This window comes from Psychromonas ossibalaenae ATCC BAA-1528 (assembly GCF_000381745.1).
Lineage (GTDB): Bacteria > Pseudomonadota > Gammaproteobacteria > Enterobacterales > Psychromonadaceae > Psychromonas > Psychromonas ossibalaenae.
Map to the genome: position 1 here is coordinate 63,544 of NZ_KB906978.1, position 15,953 is coordinate 79,496.

Genomic DNA, 15,953 nt, shown 5'->3' on the forward strand with positions numbered 1-15,953 from the left:
CGGCCCATATCTTCATTAATCACAGCGGGTAAGTACTGCAGTCTTTTTCGCCAGCTCCTCCAACCATAGATAGCGCCGGCGATGTTGAGCACGCCGGCTGCGTTTAACCTCTTCAATTGCGCGTAACTGCAGAGATGTCGGCAGCGTCATCATAGTCTGGTCAAAATGTCTGCCGTCATGCTCCTGCCACAAGGCATTATAATCAAATTTTATCTGCAAAAACTTCTTACGGTATTTTCGACAATTATAAACATGCGCATGGCTTTATAAGGCGTATATTTCCTCACTTCCCAGCGCTTTAGCAATAACTTTCATCACTGTAATAAGCAGCGGTTTTGGCCTTAAACCATGTGCAGCTTTTGTTAAGTCACGAACAACAGCCATCGGCTCTTCAATACTGGGCTCAGGGCCCTGGATTGCCGTCATAATAATTGAACACTGCCGCCGGCTGCCGCTAAATACAAAAGCGCAGCTGTAGACACGCTGCCCAGACCGGTTTATCACCGACAATGTCAGTTCACCTTCACGGCGAAATGTCGGCTCAAATTTAATAACTAGAGAAAATTCTTCATCTAAATCAGTAATTAACAGTCCTTCTTCTAAATAAGCCGGCTGAATCCAATGGGCAAGACGCAGCCTTAATAACTGATAATGTTTGGTCATTATCTCAATACGCTGCACAGGCGTTGAAACAACTGAAAAATAAGGCCTAAGATGCTTAACCAGCTGCTCAGGGTAACGGCAGACAAATAACTCTAACTGCTGTTCCTGATAAAGCTCAAGTACATCAAGGGTACTTTTTTTGTGCACTTTCATACGCAGTCGACATTTTAGCTGGTTCTTTAGGCTGTTAGGATAAGCATGAGAAGCAATCGCTTTATAGGGTGCCGGGGAGTTAAAAATAGACTGTGAGATATCCTTTGTAGTGACTAAATGACTATTTTCGTTATTTGACAGCATAATAAAATGATCCTGCAGGATTAAAAGAGAGTCATATTGACTGACTGTTTTGAAGCAGGGGATTATAAGTTGATACTGCACTTCTTTGTGTATGTCTTGGTACCTGTTTGTACAGGTTTGTATGAAGACAATGGCTTTTAGGGCCTGTTGAACTTTGCCGGTTAATTTTTGTTCTATCTAAAAGCGTTTTGATCGCGACGAACGAGATGTAGCTTAGTCATCTAAGTGAATTTCGTTCAACAAAGAGCAAAACGCTTTGAGATGAACCCGAAGGGCAACGTTTGCTGACAATTTCTACTGTGTTATCGTCTATTTATGTAGAATAACTACACTACATAGACTCTGCCTTGTACAAATAGCCAGCAAACTGTTGCAAAAACAACCTTGAAAGATCAACAGGCCCTAGTAATTCTGTTATCTAGGCGCTCGATTTAGGCGCAGGTGTAAATGGAGGAATAAAGCATTACTGCGGGAGAAAGTAGACCGAAAAAAGACCTCTCTAGTTCACATTTCACTGAGTTATGACAAAAACATGATTTTTACATAAATATATTTCAATCCTGGTCGAATTGCCCCATAATCCCGCCCATTCACAAATGTGAATAAATAACAGGTAATCTTTACCTAATTTTAACCCGGGTTATTTAATAATTTGTCAGCTCAGAACTTTCCACTTTTCTGCTGAGCGACCACTGTTTATTAAACGACCAGTCATCTTTATTTATCTTCCTAATAAAAATTAGGAGATCTCTTGAAGGTGATGAAAAAAAAGTGAGTTATCCCCATGGAAACGGCTAGTCAATCTACACCTAACACAGAGTCTATCAAAACCTCCGCTTTTGCATCCTTAATGGAAAAGCTGTTCAAATTAAAAGCCCACAATACTAATATAAAAATTGAAGTAACTGCTGGTATCACAACGTTTGTTACTATGGCTTACATCCTTTTTGTCAACCCGGATATCATGTCAATCGCTGGTATGGACTACCAGGCGGTATTTGTTGCCACTGCATTAAGTGCGGCTATAGGCTGTATCTTTATGGGGCTTTATGCAAACTGGCCTGTCGGTTTAGCACCGGGTATGGGCCTGAATGCCTTCTTTACTTTTGCTGTTGTAAAAGGCATGGAGTATTCCTGGCAGGTCGCGTTAGGCGCGGTATTTATCTCCAGTGTGGTTTTTGTCATTATGAGTGTGACTAAATTACGCGGCTGGATTATTGACAGCATCCCAACAAGCCTGCGCTATGCAATGACCGCAGGTGTGGGTCTGTTTCTCGGCATTATCGGCTTAAAAGCAGCCGGTATTATCACAGCCAGTCCGGCAACACTCGTTACCATGGGCGACTTTCATGATCCTAAGGTAGTATTAGGCGCATTAAGTTTCATTATTATTGCAGTACTTGCATCACGTAAAGTCTTCGGCTCCGTACTGATAGGTATTATTGCTGTCACAGCTATCAGCTCTCTGATGGGCTTAGTTACAATGCCTGAACAGGTAGTGTCTTTGCCGACCGGTTTATCAAAAACATTTATGCAGATGGATGTGATGGGAGCACTTGATGTTTCTATGGTTAGTATTATTTTAGCTTTCCTGTTTGTAAATATGTTTGATACTGCCGGAACTATGATCGGTGTTGCTGACAGTGCTCATTTTTATAATAAAGACGGCAAAATTAAAAACCTCAATAAAGCCCTTACTGCTGACAGTCTCGCCAGTGTTGCCGGTGCAGTTGTCGGCTGTCCTCCAGTGACTACCTATGTCGAAAGTAACGCAGGTATTGCAGAAGGCGGACGTACAGGTTTAACCGCCGTTGTTGTCGGCTTATTGTTCTTAGCTGCCATGTTTTTTGCGCCGATAGCACAAATAGTTCCTGGTTATGCAACTGCAGGTGCTTTAATTTATGTTGCTTTCTTAATGGTCGGCAGCTTAAGCAAGGTAAACTGGGATGAGTTTACCGACTACGTACCGGCAGCTATCACAGCGATCATGATGCCGCTTACTTATTCCATTGCAGACGGCATTATTTTAGGTTTCTTATCATTTGCAATTATCAAACATGCTACCGGCCGCTCCAAGGATGTTTCTTTCGGCATGAACGTACTGGCCATTGTGTTTATTGCTAAACTTGCATTTATTTAAATGTCATATTCACTCTACTTCAAATTGAAGTAGAGTGAATATTCCCTGCTGAGCTTTTTCGCCTGTGAATTTTTCCAGAGACTTAGCGGAGATGAATCACTTCCCCATGGCATTATCTGAAATGCTGCGCATTACATTATCTGCTTGTTTTTCCCATGGCGGCCAAAAAAATCCCTGCTTAAAAAAATCGGGATCGGCACTAAGCAGTGGATTACTAACATCCAGAGAAGCGCTCACCATGCCCAGATCATTAACCACTCTATTTTGTACTTTAGCCCCAAGCCAGTAATTGATAAATATCTCTGCAGCTTCCAGCTTTCTACCATTAACACTTTTATGGATATTGATGGTATCCAGCCAGACGGTATTACCTTCTATTAACGGCAGTAGTTTCCACTTACCCCCTTGCCTGTTTTCAGCAGAAGCGCCGATACCATAAGAAGATACCAGTACCAGATCTTTTTTACTGAAATCTGGCCCGGCGTCCCAAAAGTGACCAACGTTAGCATACAGCTGATTGGTCTTTACTTGAATCTCACTGTTCACCGTCGTTAACAGCTGCAGCTCGTGTCTTTTAACATCATTCAGGTAGAAAGGCGGCTTGTCGAGTGCCAGCATAACAAGGGAGATGTTTGGCTGAACTTGCCCTGCCGTAAGTGACAATCTGCCTTTCCATTTAGGGCTCCAAAGATCCTTCACCGAAACGGGCAGTTCTTTCTCTTTTAACACACTCATATTGGCCCAAATACCGTATGCACCTCCGCCCCAGGGAACATAAAGATGTTGACCTTTGTGCATACCAAACGGAATATCTTTTAAAGCAGGAATAAGTCTTTTGTAATTTGGGAGACGTGGTGAATTAATATTAATCGGCTGCAGAATTTTGCCTATTCTTCGGCTCTGCATATTAATATAATTAAGCGTCAGAAAAGAGATATCAGCTTTTCCTTTTCTCAATACTTCAAACATCTGCTCCGGCCCGGCAGCCCATGGCCGGATCACTTCAATTTTATAGCCGTAACCTTTTTGCAGTAAAATTCGATTAATCTCCTGAACTTCCTGTGCTTCGACATATCCTTCCCAGGTAAATACTCTAATCTTATTATCTTTTGCGAACACAGAATGGGACAACAAAAATGTTGTGATAAATATCTGAAAGAGTTTCCATAGCTTCATACCCGGTCCTCCATTATTTTTATAGTCGATCACAATGGCTAAGGAGTAAGAAGATTATAGTTTACCCTCGGCCTTGTGCCAGTATAGGCAGTGCCTCTGACTTTATAGGCAATCAAAAATAAGTGATATTTTACTAAGCAATTTAAAATTCAAACAACCGAAAAAGCACAACCTACTGACCATTTGTATTTATTGCTAAACTCCCCTTTATGTAACCATTAAATAAAGCTGTATTTCCCCTGAAGCAACCGTTCTTTTCGCTTGTTTATGCAGCGGTTTAATCCCCCCTTCAGCGGCTAAAGCAGTAGAAACTTATTTTTGAGCAGTTTGGGGAATTAAAGACTAGTGTTAATAGAAAGTTCAGGATAAGGAATCGCCATGGTTACTAAATTTTTTTCTACGCACAGCTGCCTGAATATATTCAAAACCCCTATGTTATTGTTGGTTTACCTGATCTGCTTTTCCATTACAGCTACCCTAGTTGCTTACAGCAAGTTTTATGTAATGCCGTTTTTTTCAAATCTGCTGTTAAATAATATTGAAACAGAAGCAGCACGAAGCGCAGATTATCTTGCTTCTCATCTGCTGCATATCAATCCAAATGAAAATTCACCTTACCCGGTAACAGCTAAATTATTCACTGCGGAGCTTAGTAAAAAAATTGAATATGCGCAGGAGCATTTAAAATTAGACAAACTAAAGGTTTTTGATAAACAGGGCCAAGTTGTTTTTTCCACAGATGCTGAAGATATTGGCGCGATCAACAAAAATGATTATTTTTTAAAACAAGTCATTTATGGGCAGCGTTTTTCCAAAATTGTTGAGAAAGGAAGTAAAAGCTTAGAAAGCCGCATTATTCACAAAGATGTAGCCGAAATCTATATTCCGGTGATGGACAGGGGTAATTTCCAAGGCGCCCTGGAAATTTATTACGATATTTCAACAAGAAAAAGCGCTTTAGACCAGCTAGTAGCAAAAACCTTAACCGTTATCTATCTGCTCTCTCTACTGCTGCTGCTAAGCGTCGGGTTAATACTCAATAAAGTCAGCACGCAGATACTGCAGCGCCGAGAAGCAGAGCAGCAGTTATTTGAAGCCAAGCAATTATTAGAAACAAGGGTAAACGAGCAGACCAAAGACATTTCTGTTACTCAAAAAATATCCATCACAGCGCTGGCCAGTTTAGCAGAGTATTACGATAACGAAACCGGTGCTCATTTAACAAGAATACAATGTTATACTGAACTGCTGGCTAAGCAGCTGCTTAAAGACTCCCCATATTCAAATTATCTATCAAACAACAAAAACTATGTAAAAGATTTGAAATTAGCCAGCCTGCTTCACGATGTTGGTAAAACAGCAGTTCCCTCAGAAATTTTAACTAAATCAGGAAAATTAACCGAGCAGGAATTTTTGATCATTAAAACTCATACCACCGTTGCCGGCAGCGCTTTAAGCCTTGCGAATAATGATTACAAAAACATATTCAAACGTAACAGCTACCTTGCCTTAGCTCATGATATTGCTTTATACCACCATGAAAAATGGGACGGTACAGGTTATCCATGTGGTTTGCGTGGTGAATCTATCCCCCTCTCTGCCCGGATTGTCACTGTCGTCGATGTCTATGACGCACTAAGATCGAAACGCCCCTATAAAGAATCCTGGACGCACCAGGACAGCGTGAATGAAATCCTTAAGCAGAAAGGTATACAGTTTGATCCGGTTATTGTAGATGCATTTATATGCAGGGCGGATAAATTCAACCGGATTTCCAGCGCTAAGACTAAAGATAATATCAACAATCATACTGCCGACAGCATTGATTTTGCGATCTAATATTGCCCTAAAATGTCACTCTTCGACACAACTGTTTAAGCACGTCTCTGCACTTTTCTGTCAAACCGTTTACCTGATGGTGACATATGACGAACTATGAACATATGCCCCTTGTAAACGCTGCCATTTAATTCATTATTAGAGCTAAATCACAAGAACATAGTCAAAACACGGTATTCAGCGTGAACCACATCACTGCACAATTGTTACAGTTCGTTACACTTGCATTCGGTAAATAACCCCAATTTAAAAGGGTTAATAAGATTTTCTCTGTATTTATAATCAATAAGATGGAATTTATAATGAAAATGATAAACCGCAGTGTGCTGTGTTTAGCTGTTCTTACCGCGTTAGGCGGATGTTCAGATGATGAAAAAATTATCACCAACGAAAAAATCGTCGTTGAAGAAACAGTCGTCGATAAAATCGTCACAGTCACTACTGACAATGGTTATGCATCCGTTGCAACTGAAGGAAAAACATTAAGCAATACGCCAGATATTATCGTTAAAAGTACAACGGATACGCCTGTTGATGAAGTAACGATCAGCATTGGGGCTACATCAGATCTTCATGGCCGCATTTTCGGTTATGACTACGCGATTGACGGCGAAGACTCTGATGCTGGTTTAACACGTATTGCTACCTTGCTGGAAACCGAAAAAGCAGATCACCCGAATATGATTCTGCTTGATATCGGTGACACGGTGCAGGGTAACTCTGCACAACTATTTAATGATGACCCTACTCACCCTGTTGTATCAACGCTAAATGCATTAGATTTTGACCTATGGGTTCCAGGCAACCATGAATTCAACTTTGAACGCGCTTTTGTTGATCGTAATCTAGGTCACTTTAACGGAGCTGTTGTTTCTAGTAATATCAAATGGGAATCAAATGGTGCCAACTACATCCGCGGCTTCCAAATCTTTGAAGTTGATGGTGCGAAAGTAGCAATTGTGGGTGTTTCTCCATCTAATGTTCCAAACTGGGAAGCGTCTGCACCAAGTCACTTCGCCGGCCTAAAATTTGATGAAGAACTAACTTCTACCCGCGCAGCTGTAGATGAGTTAATTAGCGAATATAACCCTGATGTTATCGTTGGTGCTTTCCACTTAGGTCGTGGTGGAGAAGGTGGTTCAGGTGTACGTGACATTGCAGCGGCAATGGCTGATAAATTTGATGTTATCTTAGCGGGCCATGAGCACGCTACCTATATCGAAAGTATCGCTAAAGATAAAGCAGGCGAAGAAACTGATATTTCTGTTGATGGTAAAGGCGGAGCTGAAGATAAAACACTTGTCGGATATAACGAAGATAACCGTGCTGAAAGTGTGAAAATTATGGAGCCTGGAAAATGGGGGTCTGCACTGGCTCGTGCTGACATTAAACTGAAGAAAAATGCTAATGACAAATGGGTGATGGTTGATACAACATTAGAAAATATTTCTACTGAAGTCGCTAAATATGTGGGTGTCACTGAGCACGAAGGGTTAAAAGCACAATTCCAATATGTTGATGATATCTCTAAAGCTGATGCTCAAGAAGTTATCGGCACCGTTTCGGGTGACTTTACACGTGGTTTAGGCGTAGATGATGCGACAGGTGAAGTAAATAACCTTGTTACTGGTCGCTTATATACAACTATCCATAAAGCGAAAATTGTTGATACCCCGTTAATGGACTTTATCAATCAGATCCAGCTGAAAAAATCAGGTGCGACTATATCAGCAGCTTCTCTATTCTCTGATAACTCCAACCTCGTTGATGGTGCTGAGTACGCTAAAAAAGACTCAACTAACCTATATAAATACGATAATAAGTTACTCGGTGTAAATATGACGGGTAAAAATCTGAAACGTTACATGGAATGGTCTTACTCTTACTTTAATCAGTATGAAGAAGGCGATCTAACAGTATCATTCAGAGAAGGTGCTAAAGCTTATAACTATGACCAGTTTGACGGTGCGGTTACATTTGTTGTAGATCTAACCGGTGATGCACTGGCAATGGATGAGAACTATGCAGTTACTAATGAAGGCAGCCGCATTGAGATCTCTGAAATTGATGGTAAACCATTTGATGAAACTGCCGTTTATAAAGTCGCAGTGAACAGTTATCGTTTAGGATCGCAAGTTCAGAAATATGGCTGGGCATCCGATGCTGATGTATTCTATGACTCAGTGAATGAATCTGCATATGCAATCCGTGATATGTTGACTGAGCATGTTATAACCACTGGTGGTGTTAATAGTGCTGACTTTGATAACCAAAACTGGGAAATCAAACAATATCAAACAATGCAGGATCTTCGTACTACAGCAGGCCCGGCAAAAGATTTATGGGATCAGGTTGTAGCAAAAGAAATTTGTATCACAATTGATGCTGGTAACCCTAAATACCCAGGTATTATCAACTCATTAAATCTGAATGATGCTACATCATATTTCGTAAATGCAAGCAAAGATGATGCTGGTTGTGTACCTGAATAATCGGTGTTTAATCAGAGTTTAGTAATACACTTTGATTGTTCATTCTGATTTAAAGCCTGGGTGGTAATCTAATAAGTTACCCCCAGGCTTTATTATATTATTTTTTATTTGGAAACCAGATATATATGTTTCGAACCTACCGATTTGCTCTGTTTATTACCCTTATCTCGACACTGATTTTTCAGTTTTCTCCTAGCCTGAGTGAATCTTTTCGACCTAAATCGCCCCTTGAGCAGACATTCGTTGATGCTGAAGTAGTGAATATCATCTCAAATAACCTAGCCCCCGATGCTAAAGTTCCAGAAATTTTAACGGGCAGGCAGGTATTTACAGCCAGAATTTTAGAAGGTGAAAAACAAGGCCTTGTTGTTGAAGTCGAGAACCCAATCAGTCGTCAACATAATGTACTGGTTGGTGAAGGTGACACTTTTATTATGATGATCCGGGAAACAGCCAATAACGGTACTGTTTACTGGGCATACAATCATAAACGTTCGCCAGCCATCTACTGGATGTCGCTGGCGTTTTTACTACTATTATTATCCTTCGGCAAAAAAGAGGGATTAAACTCAGTCGTTTCTTTATATTTTACCGCTGCATTAGTTATTGGTGTCTTGATCCCGTCTATTTTTGCAGGATGGAATCCTGTACTGATCACCATAGTGCTGATGGGATTAAAAATTGTTGTTAACTTTATTCTAGTTTCCGGTTATAACAAAAAGAGCTTCTGTGCCATGGCCGGCACCCTGCTAGGCGTAATTGCAGCAGGTATCATGGCACAAGTTTTCGGTGAATTCGCGAATCTGTCCGGTATCTACCTTGATAAAGGTGAAGATGTTATTTATCTGGCAACCCAGCCTATCCAGATACGCTGGTTAATGTTCGTCGCTATTATGGTCTCGGCACTTGGCGCAGTAATGGACGTCGCTATCTCTATTGCTTCCGCTTATAACGAACTTAAAGCCGCCGATCCCAAACTCACACCGACACAACTTATGCGCTCAAGCATGAATATAGGCCGCGACATTATGGGAACAATGACCAATACACTGATTCTTGCATTTGCCGGCAGTTCACTGACAACCATCATGATGGTATGGGGATTAAATATGCCCATCACACAATTTCTTAATAGCCCGGTTATTTCATTAAGTATTATTCATGCACTTGCCGGCAGTATCGGCATTGTATTAACCATTCCGATCACCGCCTGGCTGGCTCGTTACATGCTTAATTCCGATGAGGTACAGCCAAGCATAGATAGCCCTGCAATAGCAAAGCCACGCAGTTTATAAATTATTAACTAAGCAGCAGAAGCGCCCTTTTCCTGTTATTACAGCAAAAAGCAGCGCTTCTTTCTGTTTTATCCCCTCTAGTTTTCATACATAACTCCCAGCCCCCTCTTTTGTCACAACAATCAGAAAGGCACTTTTAATTGATATTTACATTAGAAACATCACGCAAAATTGACATGCATCATCATAAAAATACAAACAGCTATTACAATGACTTTTTTACCACAACCCAGTCAACTTAAAATAGATCAAAAAGGAACTTTGATGAATATTAAACACCTGCTCTTTTCACTATTAATATTAATGCCTCTTGGTGTCGCTGCCGGCACGGGAACCGAACTTAGCGAAGAGCAGCAGTACACTGCATGGGCAAACGGAATCTTAGATTCTTTAAACCCTCTAACCGGAGAAATTAAACTACCGGGCGCAGCAGCTGTATTAAATGTTCCCGATGATTTTTATTATTTAAGCCCGGCCGATGCCGATAAAATACTCGTTGATGTCTGGGGCAACCCGCCTCAGGAAAACAACCTGGGTATGTTATTTCCTGCTGGAATGACCCCCTTTGATATGGGCTCATGGGCAGTCACCATCGAATATGAAGAAGACGGTTATGTTTCCGTTCAAGACGCCGATAATATTGATTATGCAGATCTGTTAGAACAGATGCAGGACGATACGGCCGATGCTAGTAAAGAACGCGTTAATCAGGGCTATGAAGAAGTTGAGCTGATAGGGTGGGCTTCAGCGCCTTTTTATGATGCACAGAGCCATAAACTGCACTGGGCTAAAGAAATCAGATTTGGTAATGAAACGGTTAACACACTTAATTACAACATAAGAGTATTAGGCAGAAAGGGCGTATTGGTGCTTAATTTTATTGCTCAAATTGACCAGAAACAACTTATTGAATCGGAGTTAGATACGGTTCTAGCACTCGCTGAATTTGAACCGCAAGCCAAATATGAAAATTTTGATCCGCAAGTTGATCAGATGGCCGCCTATGGCTTAGGTGCGCTGGTTGCCGGAAAAGTACTGGCAAAAACCGGATTTTTAGCCATGGGTCTGATCTTCTTTAAAAAATTCGGCATCTTTCTAATCGTAGCAGCTGGTGCACTTATTAAGAAAATTTTTCAACGCGGCTGACTAGCGCTCTTTCTCGGACTGTCACTAGGTCCGAGAAAATCACTTCTACCATGTCTTCCTTAACTACCTGATAAATCAATAAATACTTTAACAGCAAGTAATTAACAAAATGCGAAGTTGCTTAAGCCGCGCGACTCCCTATGATATACAATCAAAACAATCAGACGGGCTACTCAAAAGGTTATTTATGAGCATTGTATATTTAAACGGCGAATATCTGCCGATGCAGGAAGCTAAAATTTCTCCAATGGACCGCGGATTTTTATTTGGAGACGGTATTTACGAAGTGATCCCCTCTTACGATGGTAAGCTGGTCGGTTTTGCACCGCATATCCAGCGCTTAAATGAGGGCCTGCAGTTAATCGGCATAAACTGCAGCCGAGAACAGCAAGAATGGCGGGAGATTTGCGAGCAGCTTATTGAAAAAAACGACGGTCTCAATCTGGGCATTTATCTGCATATCAGCCGCGGTGCCGATACTAAGCGTTTCCATGCTTATCCTGAAGATCTGCCCGCGACTGTTTACGCATTTGCCTTTGAGATTCCGGCGGCGAGCATAGCTGATAAAAGTAAAGCGAAAACCTATAAGGTATCAACCACAGAAGATCTGCGCTGGCAGCGCTGTAATATCAAATCAACGGCGCTTTTAGGTAATGTAATGCACTTTCAGCACGGTTTCAGTCGCGGTTACAATGAAACCATCCTGTTTAATAACAATAATGAAATGACCGAAGGCAGTGCATGCAACGCATACATAGTTAAAAATGGCATGGTCATTACTCCGCCGTTAGATAATCAGATTTTACCCGGCATTACACGTTTTATGCTGCTTGATATTCTTTCCCGCCATAGCAGTATTAAAGTTGAAGAGCGCATTGTCACTATGGATGAAGTCTTTAACGCTGATGAAGTCTGGTTAACCAGCTCGAGTAAAGAGATTGCACCGGTTGTTGAAATAGACGGCAGCCCCGTAGGTAACGGTAAAATCGGCGACCTATGGCTGGCGGCACAAACCTTATACAGTGCACATAAAGCGGATTATTAAAGTCTGCAGTTGAACACTTGATGCTGCCGGGTTATATTTTCACCCGGCAGCGCTTAAAACTGCATACCGCTGTGCATATACCCATGATACTTCAAGATGCAAAGTCAGCAAGGCAAATTGTGCCGAGATGCTAGGCATAAAATTGAACCTTTCGAGTGATTAACTACGTTAATCCTCTTTCGGTAGAATTAAGATAAAGACTTTAATTCTTTTATAGTTACTCTACATAGAGATTTTATAATAACGCAGATTGGTGTAAGTTGCCTTGCCCTACGGGGCTTGAGCTTGAAAACCAGCCCCACGTTGCAACAATCGAAAAGAGAGTAACCATTACCTCATGTTGCGCCTTGCTCTGCTCTGCAATCTCGAGCCTGACAAAGCATCTTGAGGTAACATGGGTATAATAAATTACTGGAGTTTAAAGAGTGACCATAGATACCCTGATTGCCTTTGCCGGCATCGTTTTTTTACTGGCTGTCATTCCCGGCCCCAATGCACTGCTTATTTTGTACACCTCTTTAGCTCAAGGCCGGCGACTCGCCTTTATTAATATTTTAGGTGTAGCTGTAGGATTTATTATTCATGCTTTTGTATCGGCTCAGGGGTTAAGCCTGCTGCTGGCACAATCTTCCCTCGCATTTAATATTTTTAAATGGTTTGGTGTCGCTTATCTGCTATGGCTAGGGCTAAGCAATATTAGAAACGGCTTACGGATGTCGAACCTGAAATTGAAAACCGATCCAGGTAATATTAACCCGTCTCTGGCCGGTAGTTTCTACAAAGGACTACTGACTAATCTGCTTAATCCTAAAATTGTATTGTTTTACCTGTCGATTTTCCCTCAGTTTATTTCACCCCAGCATATATTAGAACAAAGCCTGATCTTAGGTCTGGTTCAGGCGCTGGTGGTTGCCGGCTGGTTTTTAGTGGTTATCCTGTTCGCAACAAAACTGAAAACACTGCTGACTACGCCTAAAACATCTAAGTGGCTGAATTATATCAGCGGCGGGCTTTTTATCAGTTTCGGCACAACACTGGCCGCAACAAGATTATAATAATTTCTATTGATACCAAAACTACCTGAAGATGCAGATCCCTGCATCTTCGATATATTTACTTTTCACAGCTGACAGGTATCCAGCTTCGCCAGAGTTTTTGATTACTGTTAATCCATAACTTCGCGGCTTCATCGTAGCTCAGACTGTTCACATCCACAAACGCAGCTATTTCAGAAAGCATTTCATTGTTAAAATTTATATTTTTTAAGGTACTGAAAGCGCAAGGCCAGTCATTCGGAAAATTGACAGATGTTACTTTTTTTAACCATCCATCTGTAGGATTACCGCAGTCCCATAACCATTTTTTACTCTTCCCCCATTCGGGAATAGTTTCACATGCAGGCGTATACTCAGGAAACTCTATAAATTTACCATCATAGCGGGCATCGACCCAGTTAGGAGTCCAGTTAAATAATACAATCGGCTGTTTTTTAGCCATCGCTTTTTCTAATTCCAGCCATAAATCATCACCATGTTTTACCCTGATAATTTTAAAATCCAAGCTCAGCGCTCTAATTCTAACCGTATCACGTTTTTCCCATGGACCTCCAAGGTAGAGGCCTTTTGGGGCTGTTTCCGGCGTTGCAAATAACTCAGCACAATTGTTTAATGCTTTCCAGTCAGGCAGCCCCGGGCACAACTCTTCAACATAACTTGGATACCACCACTCCTCTCTAGTTTTAGCATCATGATTTCCTGCATCAATAATGCGTTTCGCTTCAAGAAGCTGGTTAGCTTTAACAGCCATGGTCCCTTCCCAAACCTCAACCTGCAGATGTAATTTTTCTGATTTCAATCTAAACCACTGATCATTAGATGAAGACTGTATATATTCAACCTTGTACCCAAGTGTTTTAAATATCTCACCCGTTATTTTTGCGAGAACAATTTGGCTAGACCAATCATTAATAATAATTTTGATCGGCTTCTGATTCTTGCTGACGGGTAAAGCATGTGATGAGTTACTTAAAATAACAACCAATATAAAGGTTATAATGATGGTCTTAATTTTAAAACCCTCCATAACCCACTCCATTAATAGTCGTTTAAAGTTAACTAATCCGATGAAAATAACAGACTGAATGCAACCACAACTAATTATAGTTCTCAAAAATAAGCCGCAGGCAAATAAACAAAGGCAAACTCTCATTTGCTTAATAAAGTTTACCGGGGAATTAACAAAGAATAAGTTAAGGAATGAAAATCGGCAGCTTAATTCCGGAGTGGTGCAGCCTCTTTTTCCACTAAACCATTACGTACTAAACCACGGCGTACATTTTTACATAGTTTTGCAAAGCGGGATATTTCACCAAAGTCAGGCACCTCTCCCCGATCAATAACTGACTCCCAATGCATAATTTCGGTTTCAATTAACTCCAGTAATTTTTTAGGGCAGCCGACACAGCTTGTGCCGCATATCTGCCTGTCCGGATCATCAAAAGGGAAATCATCTTTAACCATTTCAATAATATGGAGCATGGCTGTTTTACGATCAGGTTTTTTACTCATAGTCATTCTTAATTAAAAAGAGCGGATATTGTAACGCATTTATACAGAATCACAGAATATCGATTAAGACAGGAGGGATTTTTCTGCCCTTAAAAGTCATGCCTGCTTACGGAAGGATTAAGATACAAGGCTGTCAGTTCATCGAATTTTCCGGCGTTTTTTATATTCTGCAGAGCAGAATTCCATTTATTTACTTCCTGATCAGAAATATTATTCGACAGCGCAATATAGATATTACCCGAGAGTACTAGTACTGATGTCTGTCGAACTAACTGAAGCGGGATATTTGTTTCCGCTAATTTATCCTGCAGGGTATCATTCGATGTAATCGCTAAATCGACTCTATTGAGCTTTAACATTTTAAAACAGTTACTATAACTTGAATTTCTGCTGAGCTTAGTAAAATGCATTTCAGACAACAAAGAATCATGTACCGATCCGTTTAATACGCAGACTCTAAGGTTTTTCGCATCCTCTATTTTCTGTATTCCGGTAGGTCTACCCTGCCATTCGTAAAAATAATCTTCTGCCTGTGATATCGGACCAACCCATTTCACGGTATTTTCTCTTTCAGGAGTCCTTTGTACTGCAAAAAAAACCATATTGTCATGGCGCTGAACGTTATGTAAACCGCGTTTAAAAGATACCTCGCGCATACTATTGTCATAGTGCAGGTAACTGGTCAGCTCGTTGATAACTTCAACATAAAAACTTCTTTTGCCCTGATGCAGCTTTCCTTTGCAAGTTAACTGTTCACATTCTGCTTGCCCGGATAAATTATGAGTGAATATAGTTATATGATCTGCAGCTGCGGACGGTAGATAAATCAACAGCAGAATAATTGCTATAGCAGATCTCATCACAACTCCTTATCTCAATCTCAATAGGTTCGAATAGCCGTCACGCCGGGCGTTCTGTTTATTCTCAATACAGTCTGTGCTTTTCGCTAACAACTAAAATCCACTTAGCAGAAGATAAAATAGATATTAATATACAATGTGAAAATAACATCAAAAAAAAGAGAGTTTAAATTATGATTTGTGACTTAACCGAATAAATAGGCGCGAATAGCCGAAATTGGGTTAAACGTATCGTCAAGCTGTCCGGGTTTGGGGAGTTTACTGTAAGAGAATTACAACAATAAAACGGTACACTTATACCATTCTAGATAAAAAGACAGATCATTTTATTACCTAGAAAGATATTAGATTTACAAATTTAAGTATCAGTGACGCAAGAGGCAGAAATTAGATAAAATACACGCCTGCTGGCGTATATTTCACAACACAGCAG

General features: G+C 40.8%; 11 protein-coding genes and 1 pseudogene. 7 read left to right on the forward strand and 5 right to left on the reverse strand.

The window, feature by feature from the left end:
* Positions 1-15: 15 nt before the first annotated feature.
* A pseudogene (locus tag G327_RS27340) lies at positions 16-960 on the reverse strand (DUF535 family protein).
* A 784-nt stretch (positions 961-1,744) separates the two neighbouring features.
* On the opposite strand from G327_RS27340, the gene G327_RS0108045 reads away from it, so the two are divergent.
* Positions 1,745-3,100 carry an NCS2 family permease gene (locus G327_RS0108045; RefSeq protein WP_019614248.1) on the forward strand — a complete coding sequence of 452 codons (1,356 nt, stop codon included), beginning with the start codon at positions 1,745-1,747 and terminating at the stop codon, positions 3,098-3,100.
* 96 nt (positions 3,101-3,196) lie between these two features.
* Here G327_RS0108045 and G327_RS0108050 read toward each other — a convergent pair whose 3' ends face one another.
* Positions 3,197-4,276 (reverse strand): ABC transporter substrate-binding protein, encoded by a 1,080-nt coding sequence (locus G327_RS0108050; protein WP_019614249.1) that lies wholly within the window; start codon positions 4,274-4,276, stop codon positions 3,197-3,199.
* Positions 4,277-4,654: 378 nt separating this feature from the next.
* Here G327_RS0108050 and G327_RS25995 point away from each other — a divergent pair, with 378 nt between their 5' ends.
* The 6 genes from G327_RS25995 (at position 4,655) to G327_RS0108085 (ending at position 13,148) form a co-directional block, all read left to right on the forward strand.
* On the forward strand, positions 4,655-6,115 hold the full coding sequence (locus tag G327_RS25995; RefSeq protein WP_019614250.1) for an HD-GYP domain-containing protein: 1,461 nt from the start codon (positions 4,655-4,657) through the stop codon (positions 6,113-6,115).
* A 302-nt stretch (positions 6,116-6,417) separates the two neighbouring features.
* Entirely contained in the window at positions 6,418-8,607 is a 2,190-nt protein-coding gene (locus G327_RS0108060; RefSeq protein WP_019614251.1) for a bifunctional metallophosphatase/5'-nucleotidase, read from the forward strand.
* A 125-nt stretch (positions 8,608-8,732) separates the two neighbouring features.
* Entirely contained in the window at positions 8,733-9,902 is a 1,170-nt protein-coding gene (locus tag G327_RS24235; protein WP_019614252.1) for a YibE/F family protein, read from the forward strand.
* Positions 9,903-10,166: 264 nt separating this feature from the next.
* On the forward strand, positions 10,167-11,048 hold the full coding sequence (locus tag G327_RS0108070) for a DUF2167 domain-containing protein (protein WP_019614253.1): 882 nt from the start codon (positions 10,167-10,169) through the stop codon (positions 11,046-11,048).
* Between the two features lie 187 nt (positions 11,049-11,235).
* Positions 11,236-12,093, forward strand: coding sequence for a D-amino acid aminotransferase (locus tag G327_RS0108075; protein ID WP_019614254.1), 858 nt, complete (start codon positions 11,236-11,238; stop codon positions 12,091-12,093).
* Positions 12,094-12,518: 425 nt separating this feature from the next.
* Positions 12,519-13,148 (forward strand): LysE family translocator, encoded by a 630-nt coding sequence (locus G327_RS0108085; protein WP_019614256.1) that lies wholly within the window; start codon positions 12,519-12,521, stop codon positions 13,146-13,148.
* 58 nt (positions 13,149-13,206) lie between these two features.
* Here the strand turns inward: G327_RS0108085 and G327_RS0108090 are convergent, their stop codons facing one another.
* The 3 genes from G327_RS0108090 to G327_RS0108100 all read right to left on the reverse strand — a co-directional run bounded on the left by G327_RS0108090 (position 13,207) and on the right by G327_RS0108100 (position 15,520).
* On the reverse strand, positions 13,207-14,175 hold the full coding sequence (locus tag G327_RS0108090) for an ABC transporter substrate-binding protein (RefSeq protein ID WP_019614257.1): 969 nt from the start codon (positions 14,173-14,175) through the stop codon (positions 13,207-13,209).
* A gap of 188 nt (positions 14,176-14,363) precedes the next feature.
* A complete protein-coding gene (locus G327_RS0108095; protein ID WP_019614258.1) occupies positions 14,364-14,660 on the reverse strand; it encodes a hypothetical protein in 297 nt (98 codons plus the stop codon).
* A gap of 89 nt (positions 14,661-14,749) precedes the next feature.
* On the reverse strand, positions 14,750-15,520 hold the full coding sequence (locus G327_RS0108100) for a substrate-binding periplasmic protein (RefSeq protein ID WP_019614259.1): 771 nt from the start codon (positions 15,518-15,520) through the stop codon (positions 14,750-14,752).
* Positions 15,521-15,953 lie beyond the last annotated feature (433 nt).

What these genes read in the sequence shown, in the direction of transcription:
- G327_RS25995 (WP_019614250.1), top strand. Translation starts at nt 4,655, where the DNA reads ATGGTTACTAAATTTTTTTCTACGCACAGCTGCCTGAATATATTCAAA.
- G327_RS0108090 (WP_019614257.1), bottom strand. Translation starts at nt 14,175, where the DNA reads ATGGAGGGTTTTAAAATTAAGACCATCATTATAACCTTTATATTGGTT.
- G327_RS0108100 (WP_019614259.1), bottom strand. Translation starts at nt 15,520, where the DNA reads ATGAGATCTGCTATAGCAATTATTCTGCTGTTGATTTATCTACCGTCC.
- G327_RS0108075 (WP_019614254.1), top strand. Translation starts at nt 11,236, where the DNA reads ATGAGCATTGTATATTTAAACGGCGAATATCTGCCGATGCAGGAAGCT.
- G327_RS0108095 (WP_019614258.1), bottom strand. Translation starts at nt 14,660, where the DNA reads ATGAGTAAAAAACCTGATCGTAAAACAGCCATGCTCCATATTATTGAA.
- G327_RS24235 (WP_019614252.1), top strand. Translation starts at nt 8,733, where the DNA reads ATGTTTCGAACCTACCGATTTGCTCTGTTTATTACCCTTATCTCGACA.
- G327_RS0108070 (WP_019614253.1), top strand. Translation starts at nt 10,167, where the DNA reads ATGAATATTAAACACCTGCTCTTTTCACTATTAATATTAATGCCTCTT.
- G327_RS0108050 (WP_019614249.1), bottom strand. Translation starts at nt 4,276, where the DNA reads ATGAAGCTATGGAAACTCTTTCAGATATTTATCACAACATTTTTGTTG.
- G327_RS0108045 (WP_019614248.1), top strand. Translation starts at nt 1,745, where the DNA reads ATGGAAACGGCTAGTCAATCTACACCTAACACAGAGTCTATCAAAACC.
- G327_RS0108060 (WP_019614251.1), top strand. Translation starts at nt 6,418, where the DNA reads ATGAAAATGATAAACCGCAGTGTGCTGTGTTTAGCTGTTCTTACCGCG.